This is a genomic window from Filimonas effusa (assembly GCF_004118675.1).
Lineage (GTDB): Bacteria > Bacteroidota > Bacteroidia > Chitinophagales > Chitinophagaceae > Filimonas > Filimonas effusa.
Map to the genome: position 1 here is coordinate 1746781 of NZ_SDHZ01000001.1, position 13435 is coordinate 1760215.

Annotated in this window: 16 protein-coding genes; 4 read left to right on the forward strand and 12 right to left on the reverse strand. The window is 46.1% G+C overall.

The genetic code is table 11. The annotated features are described in order from the left end of the window. Positions 1 to 311: 311 nt before the first annotated feature. Positions 312 to 1379, reverse strand: a complete 1068-nt coding sequence (gene fbaA / locus ESB13_RS06535) for a class II fructose-bisphosphate aldolase (RefSeq protein WP_129002209.1) — start codon at positions 1377 to 1379, stop codon at positions 312 to 314. A gap of 164 nt (positions 1380 to 1543) precedes the next feature. On the opposite strand from fbaA, the gene accD reads away from it, so the two are divergent. The 3 genes from accD to ESB13_RS06550 all read left to right on the forward strand — a co-directional run bounded on the left by accD (position 1544) and on the right by ESB13_RS06550 (position 4185). Continuing rightward, positions 1544 to 2461 carry an acetyl-CoA carboxylase, carboxyltransferase subunit beta gene (gene accD, locus ESB13_RS06540; protein WP_129002210.1) on the forward strand — a complete coding sequence of 306 codons (918 nt, stop codon included), beginning with the start codon at positions 1544 to 1546 and terminating at the stop codon, positions 2459 to 2461. A gap of 317 nt (positions 2462 to 2778) precedes the next feature. Beyond that, entirely contained in the window at positions 2779 to 3219 is a 441-nt protein-coding gene (gene smpB / locus ESB13_RS06545) for an SsrA-binding protein (protein WP_181955287.1), read from the forward strand. A gap of 51 nt (positions 3220 to 3270) precedes the next feature. Next, entirely contained in the window at positions 3271 to 4185 is a 915-nt protein-coding gene (locus ESB13_RS06550; RefSeq protein ID WP_129002211.1) for a hypothetical protein, read from the forward strand. Positions 4186 to 4194: 9 nt separating this feature from the next. Here ESB13_RS06550 and ESB13_RS06555 read toward each other — a convergent pair whose 3' ends face one another. The 4 genes from ESB13_RS06555 to ESB13_RS06570 form a co-directional block, all read right to left on the reverse strand. Further along, positions 4195 to 4596, reverse strand: coding sequence for a c-type cytochrome (locus ESB13_RS06555; RefSeq protein WP_129002212.1), 402 nt, complete (start codon positions 4594 to 4596; stop codon positions 4195 to 4197). A 169-nt stretch (positions 4597 to 4765) separates the two neighbouring features. Continuing rightward, the gene (locus ESB13_RS06560) at positions 4766 to 5074 is read right to left on the reverse strand and encodes a YtxH domain-containing protein (protein WP_129002213.1); all 309 of its coding nucleotides are present in this window, start codon (positions 5072 to 5074) and stop codon (positions 4766 to 4768) included. A gap of 39 nt (positions 5075 to 5113) precedes the next feature. After that, positions 5114 to 6067 (reverse strand): lipoyl synthase, encoded by a 954-nt coding sequence (gene lipA, locus ESB13_RS06565; protein ID WP_129002214.1) that lies wholly within the window; start codon positions 6065 to 6067, stop codon positions 5114 to 5116. A gap of 15 nt (positions 6068 to 6082) precedes the next feature. Continuing rightward, positions 6083 to 6877 carry a hypothetical protein gene (locus ESB13_RS06570; protein WP_129002215.1) on the reverse strand — a complete coding sequence of 265 codons (795 nt, stop codon included), beginning with the start codon at positions 6875 to 6877 and terminating at the stop codon, positions 6083 to 6085. Between the two features lie 44 nt (positions 6878 to 6921). Between ESB13_RS06570 and ESB13_RS06575 the strand changes: the two genes are divergently transcribed. Continuing rightward, positions 6922 to 7332 (forward strand): OsmC family protein, encoded by a 411-nt coding sequence (locus ESB13_RS06575; RefSeq protein ID WP_129002216.1) that lies wholly within the window; start codon positions 6922 to 6924, stop codon positions 7330 to 7332. Here the strand turns inward: ESB13_RS06575 and ESB13_RS06580 are convergent. From ESB13_RS06580 to ESB13_RS06610, 7 genes are all read right to left on the reverse strand, one after another. Next, the gene (locus tag ESB13_RS06580; protein ID WP_164974114.1) at positions 7329 to 8636 is read right to left on the reverse strand and encodes a DUF2851 family protein; all 1308 of its coding nucleotides are present in this window, start codon (positions 8634 to 8636) and stop codon (positions 7329 to 7331) included. The two genes, ESB13_RS06575 and ESB13_RS06580, sit on opposite strands and share 4 nt — an antisense overlap. Positions 8637 to 8693: 57 nt before the next feature. Beyond that, positions 8694 to 9284, reverse strand: a complete 591-nt coding sequence (locus ESB13_RS06585; protein WP_129002218.1) for a Maf family protein — start codon at positions 9282 to 9284, stop codon at positions 8694 to 8696. A gap of 19 nt (positions 9285 to 9303) precedes the next feature. Next, positions 9304 to 10248, reverse strand: coding sequence for a geranylgeranylglycerol-phosphate geranylgeranyltransferase (locus tag ESB13_RS06590; RefSeq protein WP_129002219.1), 945 nt, complete (start codon positions 10246 to 10248; stop codon positions 9304 to 9306). A 58-nt stretch (positions 10249 to 10306) separates the two neighbouring features. Beyond that, positions 10307 to 10828 (reverse strand): KdsC family phosphatase, encoded by a 522-nt coding sequence (locus ESB13_RS06595; RefSeq protein WP_129002220.1) that lies wholly within the window; start codon positions 10826 to 10828, stop codon positions 10307 to 10309. Positions 10829 to 11107: 279 nt separating this feature from the next. Then, positions 11108 to 11836, reverse strand: a complete 729-nt coding sequence (locus ESB13_RS06600) for a hypothetical protein (protein ID WP_129002221.1) — start codon at positions 11834 to 11836, stop codon at positions 11108 to 11110. A gap of 96 nt (positions 11837 to 11932) precedes the next feature. Then, a complete protein-coding gene (locus ESB13_RS06605; protein WP_129002222.1) occupies positions 11933 to 12580 on the reverse strand; it encodes a hypothetical protein in 648 nt (215 codons plus the stop codon). A 45-nt stretch (positions 12581 to 12625) separates the two neighbouring features. Further along, positions 12626 to 13432, reverse strand: coding sequence for a hypothetical protein (locus ESB13_RS06610; protein WP_129002223.1), 807 nt, complete (start codon positions 13430 to 13432; stop codon positions 12626 to 12628). Positions 13433 to 13435 lie beyond the last annotated feature (3 nt).

The window sequence follows — 13435 nt, forward strand, 5'->3', positions numbered from 1 at the left end:
TGACAATGCTGTTTGGCCAAAGATAACGATTGTTAGCAACAATAAAGAGGAGATAGCGGGTTGCCGGGGGCGGGAGATGCCGAAGGGGGATTGGGAGAAGAGGTTGCGGAGGGTGCCTGTGAGGCAAGTGCGATACAAGTGCGATACAAGTGCGATACAGGTGCGATGTATGTGCGATGCAAGAGTGGTTATGGTATACTTATGGTATAGCTGTGGTATAGGCTGCCTTTAGGGGTTACGGCCGGTTTCGCGGGCAAGAAAAAGGCCTGGCGTTGTTGCCGGGCCTTTTTCAGAGAGAAAAGTGTAGTATTCTATTTGTTTCTTCCGATACAGTTAAGATCGGCGAAAGCTTCTTCGAGACGTTTTACGAATTGTTCTTCGCCTTTTCTCAGCCAAACGCGGGGATCATAGAATTTCTTGTTTGGTTTATCGGCGCCTTCGGGGTTACCGAGCTGGGCTTGCAGGTAGCCTTCGTTCTTTTTGTAGAAGTTGAGGACACCTTCCCAATAAGCCCATTGCATGTCGGTATCGATGTTCATTTTGATAACACCGTAGTCGAGGGTTTCCCTGATCTGTTCTTTAGGGGAGCCGCTACCGCCGTGGAATACGAAGCTTACTGGTTTTTCGCCTGTTTTCAGGTGTTCCTGAATATACAGCTGGCTGCTTTTCAGGATATCGGGGCGTAATTCTACGTTACCGGGGCTATAAACGCCGTGCACATTACCGAAAGACGCTGCGATGGTAAACATGGGGCTTACTTCGTTTAAAGCTTTGTAAGCTTCAGCCACTTCGGAAGGTTGGGTATAGAGTTTGGAGTTTTCAACACCAGAGTTGTCGACGCCGTCTTCTTCACCGCCTGTTACGCCCAATTCGATTTCGATGCTCATACCGAGGGGAGCCATTCTTTTGAAGAAGGCTACAGAGGTTTCGATATTTTCATGCAGGGGTTCTTCGGAGAGGTCGAGCATGTGAGAACTGAACAGGGGGCGGCCGTTTTTGGCTTTAAATTCTTCGCCGGCTTTGATGAGGCCGTCGATCCAAGGCAGCCATTTCTGGGCGGCGTGGTCGGTGTGCAATACAACGGGGACGCCATAGTATTGTGCAACGTTATGAATATGAAGCGCGCCGCTTACGGCGCCGGCGATGTTAGCCTGCAGGTTATCGTTGGGCATACCTTTACCCGCGATAAACTGGGCGCCACCGTTACTGAACTGAATGATAACGGGAGATCCCACTTTGGCAGCAGTCTCCAATACAGCATTGATGGTATTGGTGCCTATGGTGTTAACGGCAGGCAATGCAAACTTATTTTGTTTGGCATCGGCATACAAAGAAGCTAACTCTTCGCCGTATAATACACCGGCATTGTACTTGGCCATCTTGAAAGTTTTTAGGTTTTAGAATAATTAGGTTTAGTTATTATACTAGGCGATGCAAAATAAACGTATAAATCACGAAGATTCAAAGGAAATTAGTGGCCATCTGTGAGCCGTGATAGCTCAAACTGCTTATTTTTGCTATCCTCAAATTCCTAACGGATATTATGAACAAAGAAGAAGATTTCGATTCGAACCTAGCGGGCGAAGAAGGAAGCCAGCAATCAGCTGAAGCCAAAGAGCGTTGGTTTCGCCGCCTTCGTAAGGGCATAACCACTTCTACTGCCGATAAAAAGGAGACGCCAGAAGGTTTGTGGAGTAAATGTCCTGAGTGCAATTATATATGCACTACCACTGAGCTTGCCGAAAGTATGTATGTATGTCCGAAGTGTAACTACCATCATCGTATTGGCAGTGAAGACTATTTCAATATCATATTCGACGATAAAACATATACGGTTCATTTCGATAATATCATCAGTAAAGATTTTTTGGGTTTTACGGATCTGAAGCCTTACCAGAAGCGGCTTGACGAGATACATTCCAAGACTGATCTGAAGGACAGTATGCGTGTGGCTCATGGCAACGTACTTGGCAGCGGCCTGGTGGTTGCGGCTATGGATTTTGAGTTCATTGGCGGTTCGCTGGGAAGTGTTATGGGTGAGAAGTTTGCCCGTGCGGTAGACCTGTGTATAGAGCTTCATTTGCCTTTCCTGGTAATATCGAAGAGCGGGGGCGCCCGTATGATGGAAAGCGCTTTCAGTTTGATGCAGTTAGCGAAGACTTCGGGAAAATTATCGCAGCTGAGCGATGCCGGTCTGCCATTTATTTCGATGCTTACCGATCCTACGTTTGGTGGTATTTCGGCGAGTTTTGGGATGCTGGGGGATCTTAATATAGCTGAACCTGGTGCGTTAATTGGTTTTGCGGGTCCGCGTGTTATCAAGGAAACGATCAAAAAAGACCTGCCGGAAGGTTTCCAGCGCAGTGAGTTCCTTCTTGATCATGGTTTCCTGGATTTCATTGTTGACAGAAAGACTTTGAAGGAGAAACTTGCGCAGGTAATTACGTTATTCAACGGTTAGAACAGACGCCAGCCAGCGGGTTTGTAGTTTTGGGAGACCAGTTGTTACAGCTCCTGCGTTTCGTAATAACCTTACAGTCAAAAGCGAAAAAGAGGCCTACTACTACCCTTTTTCGCTTTTGACTTTTTATTTTTGCAGACTGTACCTGCTAAGCGGGTTATGTATACTTTAACATTTTAAAAGCCAAAAAGCAAAAGCAAAAAAAGAAAGAGCGTTTATTTTTGATTTTTACTCCCTTATTATCAGGGGTTCCAGCAGGCTTGTTTTGGCAGGCTCACCCGGAATTTGGCATCAGACCTTTGAATTGCACAATTGATATGGCAAAAGAGATGAACAACAGGCAGGCCTATTTCAATTACTACATAGAAGATAAATATGTAGCGGGAATAGTGTTGCTGGGAACGGAAGTAAAATCGATACGTGATGGCAAGGTAAGCTTCAATGATGCTTTCTGCCTGTTTGATGACGGAGAGCTTTGGGTAAGAGGTTTATATATTGCTGAATATGCGCGTGGCACTTCGAACAATCATATAGCAGTTCATGACCGTAAGTTATTGCTGACAAAGCGGGAGCTGAAGAAAATGGGGGTTAAAATGAAGGAGAAGGGGTTTACCATAGTGCCGTTGCGTGTTTTTTTAAACGAGAAGAACCTGGTAAAGGTGGAGATTGGCCTGGGAAGAGGTAAAAAGCTGCATGACAAGCGTGATACGATAAAGCAGCGCGATGCCGACCGTGATCTGAAGCGCTATATCGGTTAGAAGACAATTAGCACGATTCTTGAATAACTCTGCAAAATCCCGCCACCATAAATGAAACGTCATTATTTTCTGTTGTTGTTGTGTGTACTTATGAGTGTTGCCACTACCTTACAAGCCCAGACGGTGAAAGGGAAATGGTATGGCGTAGGTAATGTTAATATAGATGGCAGTGCCAATAACTATCTCTGTGAGCTGATCCTGGAGCAGAAGGGCAGTGTAGTTACGGGGGAGTTCAATTATTTCTTTCGCAATGGTTATTTCAGCAATAAGATAAAGGGTACTTACAATGCGACCAAGCGGCAGTTAAAGATCAATTTTATGCCGATGATCTTTTATAAGACGGTAGATGCGGCTATGGGGGTAGATTGTATGATGGAAGGAACCTTTACTTTAAAGGCATCGAAAATAGAGACCACGCTTTCGGGGCGTTTTACCAGTGATGACCTGCATACTTACAGCTGTGCTCCTATCAATGTAAAGTTCACAAAATTGCTGAAGGAAGTGCCTTTCCAGCAGCTTGTTGAAACAGAGATAGAGAAGCAGGCGAAGGATACCCTTGTTCGTCCTGCCGAGTCGCCTATACAGAAACTGCAGCGGGAAGCTTCTATCCAGCTGAATATGCGTACCAAAGAGATCGTGAAGGAGCTAGAGGTATCGGAGGATTCTGTAAGGATAGATCTATATGATAACGGAGAGTTTGATTATGATACCGTTTCCGTGTTCTATAATGGCAAGCTGGTTCAGCATAAGCAATTGCTGGAGACGCGCAAGCCTATTACCTTCAAAGTAGCGGTAGATTCTATTGCAGCCAATAACGACCTGGTGATGTTTGCAGAGAATCTTGGCACCATACCTCCGAATTCGGCGTTGATGATCATTACGGATAAGGATCATCGTTACGAGATAAACCTGACCAGTACTTACCAGAAGAATGCGGCTGTGCGGTTACGAAGGAAAAAGGAGTGAGCCGATGGCCTACTCCTCCGGTAATTCGTGACCGCGGTGGCAGGTGGCGCATGAAACTGCCTGGATCACCTTTGTAGTATCGGTGGCCGGGGTGAAATAGCGGCGATTGATGTCGTTTGTCATACGGATCATTTCGCGGGTCGTTTCTTTTTCGGGTTTGGCGTCGCTGGCGAAATCGGGACGATTAGGGTCCATTTCGCTCTGGGCATGGCAGAAGTTACATTTTACGCCCAGGGCCGTATTATAGCCACGCATGATCTGCTGGAGGCTATCGCGGCTGATATCCTGGGGCAATACTTTCAGATTACGTTTACGGGGTTGCTGATAGGGTTTGTAGGCGGTTACGCTGATAAATACGGCAGCGTTCAGCAACAGCAGTACGACTGTTTTCTTAGAGTGGGGTTTCGACATATCATCAATTATTAAGGGAAGATAGGAAAAAGATAGTAGCTGGCGGGTGAATAACAGGCAGTTACAGAAAGAAAAAGGGATAGGACCTGTTATGGAGGTTCTATCCCTTTTTTATTTCGCAGCGAGAGCGATGTGTTTATATAATGCTCTGCTGTGCTATTTTATTATGTTATGAAACAGACGCAGCTTCTTCTTTAAGGTGATTATAGCTGTTTTTGCTGGATTCTATCAGTTTGAGAATACGTGCACGAACATCATCTTTTAAGCCGTCGACTTCACCTTCGAAGATGGATTGTAATTCGTCGAGTTCCTGACCTGCGTGGCCTCGGAGCCGGCGAAGTTTTCTTTTCCAGGTATCAGCTGTGTCAGAGATCTTCTGACGCGTTTCTTTACCGGAAGCTGGCGCTACCAGCAAGCCTATAGCTACACCGGCTACGAGGCCGGATAACGTACCTACTAAAATTTTTTGTACACTCATAGGAATGTTTTTTGGGTAATGAATAGTGTTTCTATTCTATTATCCAAGAACCTTGCCAGCCTCTTCGCGTTCGGCGAGCCATTTACGGCGGCCATAGCCTTGCAGGACATGGCGTTCGCTATGATAGGAAGAACGGACGAGGGGACCGCTTTCAACATAGTCGAAACCAAGCTCGTAGGCGATTTCGCGGAGTTCTGCGAACTCGTTGGGGTGTACAAAACGGTGAACGGGAAGATGTTTTTGTGTGGGTTGCAGGTACTGTCCCAGGGTAAGAACGTCTACATTTACTGCGGCGAGGTCTTCGAGCGCCTGGATCACTTCTTCTTTGGTTTCGCCAAGTCCGAGCATGATACCTGTTTTAGTACGGCGGCCGCCCTGTTTGAGGTATTTGAGCACTTCGAGGCTGCGCCTGTATTTGGCCTGGATGCGCACCTGACGGCTCAGGCGTTCCACGGTTTCCATGTTATGGCTTACTACTTCGGGAGCGGCGTCGATCACGCGCTGAATATTCTCTTCCTGGCCTTTGAAGTCGGGGATGAGCGTTTCGAGTGTAGTACCCGGATTTAATGCTTTTACGGCTTTAATGGTATTGTACCAGATGATGGAGCCACCATCTTTCAGTTCGTCCCTGTCGACGCTTGTAAGCACGGCATGTTTGACTTTCATGAGGTGGATGGCTTCGGCGACCCGCTGCGGTTCGTCCCAGTCGACGGGATCGGGTCTACCTGTGGCTACGGCGCAGAAGCCGCAGCTACGGGTACAGGTATTACCCAGGATCATAAACGTGGCGGTACCTTCTCCCCAGCACTCTCCCATATTCGGACAATTACCGCTTTCACAGATGGTGTGAAGCTTGTGATTGTCAACCAGATTACGAACGTTCTTATAGCTATCCCCTATTGGAAGTTTTACGCGCAACCAACTGGGTTTTTTAAGTTTAGCCTCCGGTTCTGCAACTGTTTCTGTCTTTGTAACGATCGGTAATTCACGCATAGATGCAAAATTAGGTCACTTTCTCTTACCAAACACCAACGCTACGTGTGCATTGAAAAAGAACTTTTTATCGGATCCTGTCACCATAATGGGCATATCCTTGGTATAATATTCAGCGTTCACCCCCACTTCGAGTGCAGATAACAAGTCGTTAAAGCGGCCATAATCGAATCGCAGGGCGAGCCTGGCATGTACACCGGGTACATAATCGATGTTGCCGAAGCCTTTAAAGGGGCCGCTGCTTCCTACGATAGCTCCCGGGTCGAGGAAGACCGTTTTATTATCGTTGTAGCGGATATCTTTTTCTACTCCGCCTTCATTTACTACGAGGTAATAGGGTTTAAGCATACCGAGGGAGAGGCCTCCGCCGTAGATGGCAGATACGGCTACGCCGTTACGGTTACCTTTTCCTCCTATCATGTATTGTTGTGCAAGTCCGCCTTTGAGGTAGTAGAAGTTATTTTGTTTGCCGAAGATGAAGGGATTTCCGTAGTAGAAGAATCCGTCGCCGCGGGTTCTTTTTTCTTCTTTGGCGTTTTTGCGTTCACCGAGTTCAATCCACCACAGGTTTGTTTTTGTGATGGTTTTATACTTGCCATGTTCATAGAAGATGCCATAGCCATCGGTATTGAGCTTAATGCCGAATTCGCCCTGCTTATTGAAGATAAGGGCGCCTTCTTCCTCCTGCTTTATCAACTGGTTAATGCGTTGCTTCCGTTCTTCTTTCTTCTGCTGCCTAGTGTTGGCAGTTTGTCCAAATCCGGCCGCCGTAATGATAACTGCTATCGCTACTAAAAATGTTTTCTTCACAACGAATTGTTTGATAGGCGTAAATTTAGGCAAATTTTTCTCCAATGACTTCACAAATAATTTATACCGGGAATTTAAGAACAGAGGCAAAACACCTGCAGAGCGGAACAGTCATTGAAACCGATGCGCCTGTCGATAATCAAGGCAAGGGTGAACGATTTTCCCCTACCGACCTGGTAGCTACGGCGCTGGGCAGCTGCATATTAACCACTATGGGAATCAAGGCCCGGGATATGGAAATAGACCTTGAGGGCACTACAATAGATGTGACAAAAGTTATGGTAGCCGACCCGCGCAGGATAGGCACTATAAAGGTGGTATTACACTTCCCTCCCGGTTTGCAGGTAAGTGAAAAGGATAAAACCATACTTGAGCGTACTGCGCATGCCTGCCCGGTAGCTCAAAGTCTTCATTCTTCACTGGTACAGGAAATAAGCTTCCACTGGAACAACTAAGTGGCTCCGCTGGTCCTTAGTATTTTGTTTCCTATTGCACAATTGAGGCAGCGCCTGCAGTTGCAGTAGTTGCCGGTAAGTTCGATCAAAGCCTGGGTATCTGTTGCGTTATGAACGGATATGCCTGCTTTTACCCATTTGCGGGTAATGGTGTTTTGTTCGGGCGGGATCTGTGACAGCCAATCGATGGCCCTTTGCTGGATCTCCGGTATCTGTTTGTACCTGCCATAAGCAAAAAGCAATGGTATCACTGCATTTATGATAATGCCGGCTGTGGCAGCCTTACCCAGTTTTTTAGGCTGGAACGATGTGTTATCGTTGAAGCTGTAGTGATAATGCCAATAGTCGTTGGCGGTAGCCTCGAAAAACGTTATCACCGAGGCCAGGTCTTCTGTTTCGGTGATGAAGGCAAAGAGGTGTTGTTTCTGGTGTAACAGCATCGCCATTTGTGCGAGCCTGAGCGAGGGGAAGGCGGCAGGCCTTAACCTGAGAAATGCGGGCCGTTGTTTTAGAACGGGCAGCCGGTATTTATGTTGCAGGAAGCGGTATTCGCGCTGCAGCATTTGCGGATAGCTATCGGTAAATTCATCGTTGAGCAGGTTGGCTTGTCCCAATAAAAGCGCTTCGAGCTGCTGGATGCAGTGTTTATGCCGGATCAGCAGTTTTACAGGTAATGACCTGGCGATTTGTTCGAAGCAGCCGGCATTTACTTTCATACCATAACTCCGGGCGAGTTGCCACCAGCATACTTCTTCCCAATGATTGCCGGCGGCCTGCAGGGACAGCAGCACTTCATCTGCCTTTCTGCAAAGGCGTTCTACTGCCAGTCTTTCGGTAAAGGCCAGCCAAGCAAGCGGTGACAAGCAGGGTAACTGCCAGCTACAAGCCAGTTCTCCTGCGTTATGCATGAGCATGGCATAGTGCTGGAGCAGCATATTTGCCACCAACGGTTGTAATTCGAGAATAGCCAGGTGTGCGGCGTTGCCTGGAGGCTGTTTATCGTGCGACCATACCACATGCAGGATGACGTTATCGTATCTGCGATCGCAGTGATGGCGATGCCTGTACCAATCGGAAGTATAGATATGGATCTCTACATTTCCCACCCATAAAATACCACCTATCAGAATTTGTGCGTTAAGGAAATCGGGGCCCTGGTCTTTATTCCATTTCCCGGGAGCTATCACCTGTAAGGGGTCGCCCTGAACGGAATACAATGTTACCTGATTATAATACCGGTGCGCCCAGATGAACTGCAGCAATTCTTCTCTGAGGAAGGCTATGGGTAAGGGATAGGTTAGCATAGCAAGTGCTTTGCTCAAAAGTAAGCAGCTATGCTATAAAAGCTATGGTCATTTTGTTCAGGCCAGGTTACCGGGAGCAGTGAGTGCACGAACTACCCTGCTCACCGGCAAGCCCATTACGTTATAAAAGTCGCCATCGATACTTTTTATACCTATTACACCAATCCATTCCTGGATGGCATAAGCGCCGGCTTTATCATATGGTTTGTATTTATCGACGTAGAAAGCAATTTCTTCGGGAGTAAGCGGGTAAAATTCGACACGTGTTACATCGTAGAAGCTGGTTTCTTTTTCGGGCGTGATGAGCACTACACCGGTGATCACTTCGTGTACAAGTCCTGACAGGTCTTTAAGGATAGCGATAGCTTCTTGGCGGTCTTTTGGTTTACCGATGATGCGATTACCGAGGACGACAACAGTATCGGCTGCAAGGATGGGCGCTCCTGTTTTTCCGAGGTTATTCTTTTGGAGGTATTCTTTTACTGCCAAAGCTTTATTGCGGGCGATGTGGATGGGAACTTCCGCTATTGCCATTCCTTCGGGGTAAGCTTCATCTGTTTCCCTGACCACTATTTCAAACGGGATCTCTGCCCATTCCAGTAATTGTTTACGTCTTGGAGACTGGGAAGCCAAAATCAATTGTTGCATACCGCAAAAATACAGGCCGTCATGAATACAGCAAAAAGAAGACCATGGAAAGAATACCTGTGAGCATCACCAGCTTGATAAGTGAGCTAAGACGATGGTAATCTTCGGGAGTGCGCGCCGGGAATAACAAGCGGAATGCTTTGATGAGCGGCGTTATAATGAGCACAACAGTGTAGACAATGCTGATCCACCATCCAAAATGCATGACATAGAACTGGATCGCAATGAGCACAGCAATGAGGACTGTAAACCAAACCGAGACAAAAACTTTGGTTGCCATGGTACCCCATACGATAGGCATGGTTTTACATCCGTATCTTCTATCACCTTCCACGTCTTCCATATCTTTCACGACTTCTCTTATGAGAGAAATAATAAAAGCAAAGCCGGTATAGAGCACTGTGAGCCTGAATATTTTTTCAAAATCGAGATTAGCTGCTCGGTGATAAAGCTGGAAAAAGCGGCTGCCTTCGAGCCAGGTAAGTACTATGATAGACCAGGCGGTGATTGCCGCCACGACTACATTGCCGATGAGGAATTTTTTCTTTAGCGTTGTGGAATAAAAGAACAGCAGGATAACACAAACAAAGGAGGTAATACCTGCTATTTTACTGCTGGTATGAAGGTCGACGTATATATTGCAAGCTATAGCCAGGAAGTTAAGTATGATATGCCATACCAGTACCCAGCGCCGTTTAATGATCTTTGCAACGATGACCTTACCGGGTTTATTCACCAGATCGATATTGAGGTCGAAATAGTCGTTGATGATATACCCTGCAGCGCCCATGAGCACGTATGAAAAGCAGATCAGCAAGAAGTAGACGCCCTGGATGTTGTTATGGATACCTGCATGCCTGAAGATTGGCTGCAGTACGCAATATTCGAACATCACCTGCGTAAGTATAATAAATAACAGGTTAGGCCAACGTACCAGGCGAAGGAAGGCTGTGATCAATCTCATTCGGAACTACAGGTGTGTCTTTTTTTGAAATATGCTGTATAAATGAAAATACGATAATTTATTGCGATTTCACCCTGGTGTCGACCATCCAGTCGCCACGCAGTTTCATTGTTTTTTCGATGACATCCCTGCCGCAACCTTCTCCCCCTTTGAACGGGGAGATATAACGTGCGATACCCCTGATCTCTGTTACGGCATCGGCGGGGCAGCAAGGCAGTCCAACAGATAACATGGCCTCGTAATCGGGGATATCATCGCCCATAAAGAGGACTTCCTGTGGCTGCAGGCCGTGGGCAGCCATATACTGCAAGAGGCATTCCAATTTGTTTTCCACCTTCATGAAGACCTCTGTAACGCCTAATTTATGGAGCCGTTCCTTTACTTCGGGTGAGTCGCCGCCGGAAATGACGGCTACGCGGTATCCTTTTTTGATGGCCAGCTGTAATGCATAGCCATCCTTAATATTCATGCGGCGGACCATGGCTCCACCTGGCATTACCAGTAACATACCATCGGTAAGCACGCCATCTATATCGAAAACAAAGCTGGTAACAGGCTTGAACAATTCAAGTACATTCATACGTTATCTACTTATTGCCTCGAGAGGCAGGCCTGCAAAAGTAGGCAAAGCAGTTTAGCAGATAAAGAATCTTATTTTACGAACAGCTGTTCGTTTTTTGAAATAAATTCCTTAGTTTTGTGTTATCCCTACGATAATATACGGGGAAATTCGGTTGCTTGCTCACAAACAAAAGTCCCCGTGCGGTTCTCCGCAACGGGGATTTTTATTGGTTAACAGCAATTCTTATTCAAAGGTCAGCACTACTGCCTTAAGCAGCGTGAAACGTACTGTTTTCCGTTAGCTTGCAATTTGCTGGTAGCGGAAGGTATAATAAGGGAAAAGGGTTCCTTTATAGATGCTTTGAATTTCGAATTTAAAGATCACTGCACCTTTCTGCCATAAAAGCGTACGACCTGCCACTGGTTGAATGGTATGGTTATTCCACATGTATTTATACCAGCCTTTTCCATTGGCGAAGGCTGCTACAGGTGGCGGGACATTGTCGCCAACCACCTCATTCATACCTATGGTATTGTTATCTGGATCGAGGGCGTCATCGAAATCGTCTGCCACTACGGAAGTAAAGGATTTGTCGATATACTTAAGGACAGGAGCGCCAAACCCGGTTGGAGCGGTGATATCGCCTGTAGCTGTGCCAGTGAATTTTATATCGAAGGTGGTGGATGTGCCGGCTTCATTGTCGGTGAAGATCCAATAGAAATTACCATCGGCAGGCTGGCCGGGGCTAGTTGAATATGCCTGACGGAAAGTATCTACCTGATAAAGTCCACTTGTATTGTAAATGGTACCGGAAGTAACGCCTGAGCCTGTGATAGCCTGCGGCGTACTACCTACAATAACGCCCAGTCCATTATTGAGCGTTAAACCGGGAGACTGCACCTCTTTATTTTTGGAGCAGGAAGCTGCAAAAACAGAGAAAGCGGCGATCAAGATTAACATTGCGTTTGTAGCGCTTAGCTTAGCTTTGCCCCCTTTCAGCAGGGAGCCATTGTTTTGAATTCGCATGATTGTGTGTTTTTGAAAGGAATGAATGGTGTTTCCTGTAGTGGGAGTGACGGGATCAGCGTCACTCCCATTTTTATAGGATAATGATCATTGCTGTTAACCAGTTATATAAATCAGATAGGCTTTTAGTTCCAATGTTCTTCCTGCATTTTCGATAATCACCCAGTTACCATCGTCAAAAGAGCTGTCGATGGGAATTGTGGCAGGTATTCTTATAGCCAGTGTAAAATCTGTTATTGTTTCCACCGCAGCTTCGTAATGCTGTCCTGTTTTCCGAGATACCAGTGTCAATTTTGTCTGGCTTACATCGGGCAGTAAATAGTTCAGGCCGGTAAAAGTTATTTTCCGTCTGCGGCCTGTTTGAATACTATTAGTGGTTCCCTTCATTTCAAGCGCCGGCCAATTCTTTATAATTTTCAGATAATAAGTTTTTTGTCTGCCGTTTACGGTTACTGTGTAAGATGTGCCTGTAGCCAGGTTCACCGCAGTACCGGAAGCGGGGCTAATGCTGGCGCCAGCGGCTACAACAATACCGGGAGTTACAGTAGCAGGCAAAGGCACCGGCCATGGCCAGTAAACCAACAAACTATCGCCTTTGACTACCGCATTGACCTGCTGGCTTTCCAGCGCAATGGTAAAGGATACAATATCATTCACTGCCGTTACATTGTATTCTGTTTCTTTTTTACATGCAACAAACAGGGAACTGAAGAAGATTATATTAAGAAGTGATCTTTTAAGCATAAAATGATTATAAACATTTCAGTAATTTGATAGCAGCAACTGTGATCAGGCTCTTTTCTTAGTAATACGAACAGGGTTTTTAAGCGTGGTTTGCCTGGAGTAGCTAAAGACCTTTACCGTATATACAGCATCATCGGGCAGGCTTTTGGCTAATGCTGCTTCTTCGGTAGTGGAGTTATAGACATATCTGCTTATATATACACCAAGGCTAACGCCCGCTGTAGGGCTATTGGTTACAGAAAGCGCCGCCTTCATATCATACTCTTTTTTGGTTGACTGATCAATAAGCACTACGCTGTTAACATCGGGGGATGAAAGAATATTCTTCCCGCTGATCGTAAGATTTATAGCGCTGTTGGTACCAGGTTTTGTATAATCAAATGTATATACCACAGGATTTACGGCATCGGAGCTCAGTTCATTTAACAGCAGATTGCTTTGTTGTGTTTCAAGCTTAAGTGTATATATGCGTTCGGGGCCGTTAGTGGGTTTTACTGTATACGTCAGCTCCTTTCCTGTTTTAAAAGCTTCCAGTAAATTATCTACGACGCTACCGCTTTCGGGCGTCACTTTTGCGCCTGCCGACACTGTAATTTCCGGAATGATCACCGGCAACTGGTAGTAGAAAGGAAGGTATGCGGTAATAGTATTGCTATTATCGTTTATAGCACCATAAACAGGGTCTTTTCCTTCAGGAATGTTACTGATCTTAAATTCAGTAATCCTGTTTGGCGCATCTACTGTTTCAGTTTTTGTGCAAGCTGTTATTGCGGCGATCATAAAAATGAAAGCCATTCCTCTTTTAAAGAGGAAAGTAGTCATGTTCATCTTCGTTTGTTTAGCAGTTTTCATTTT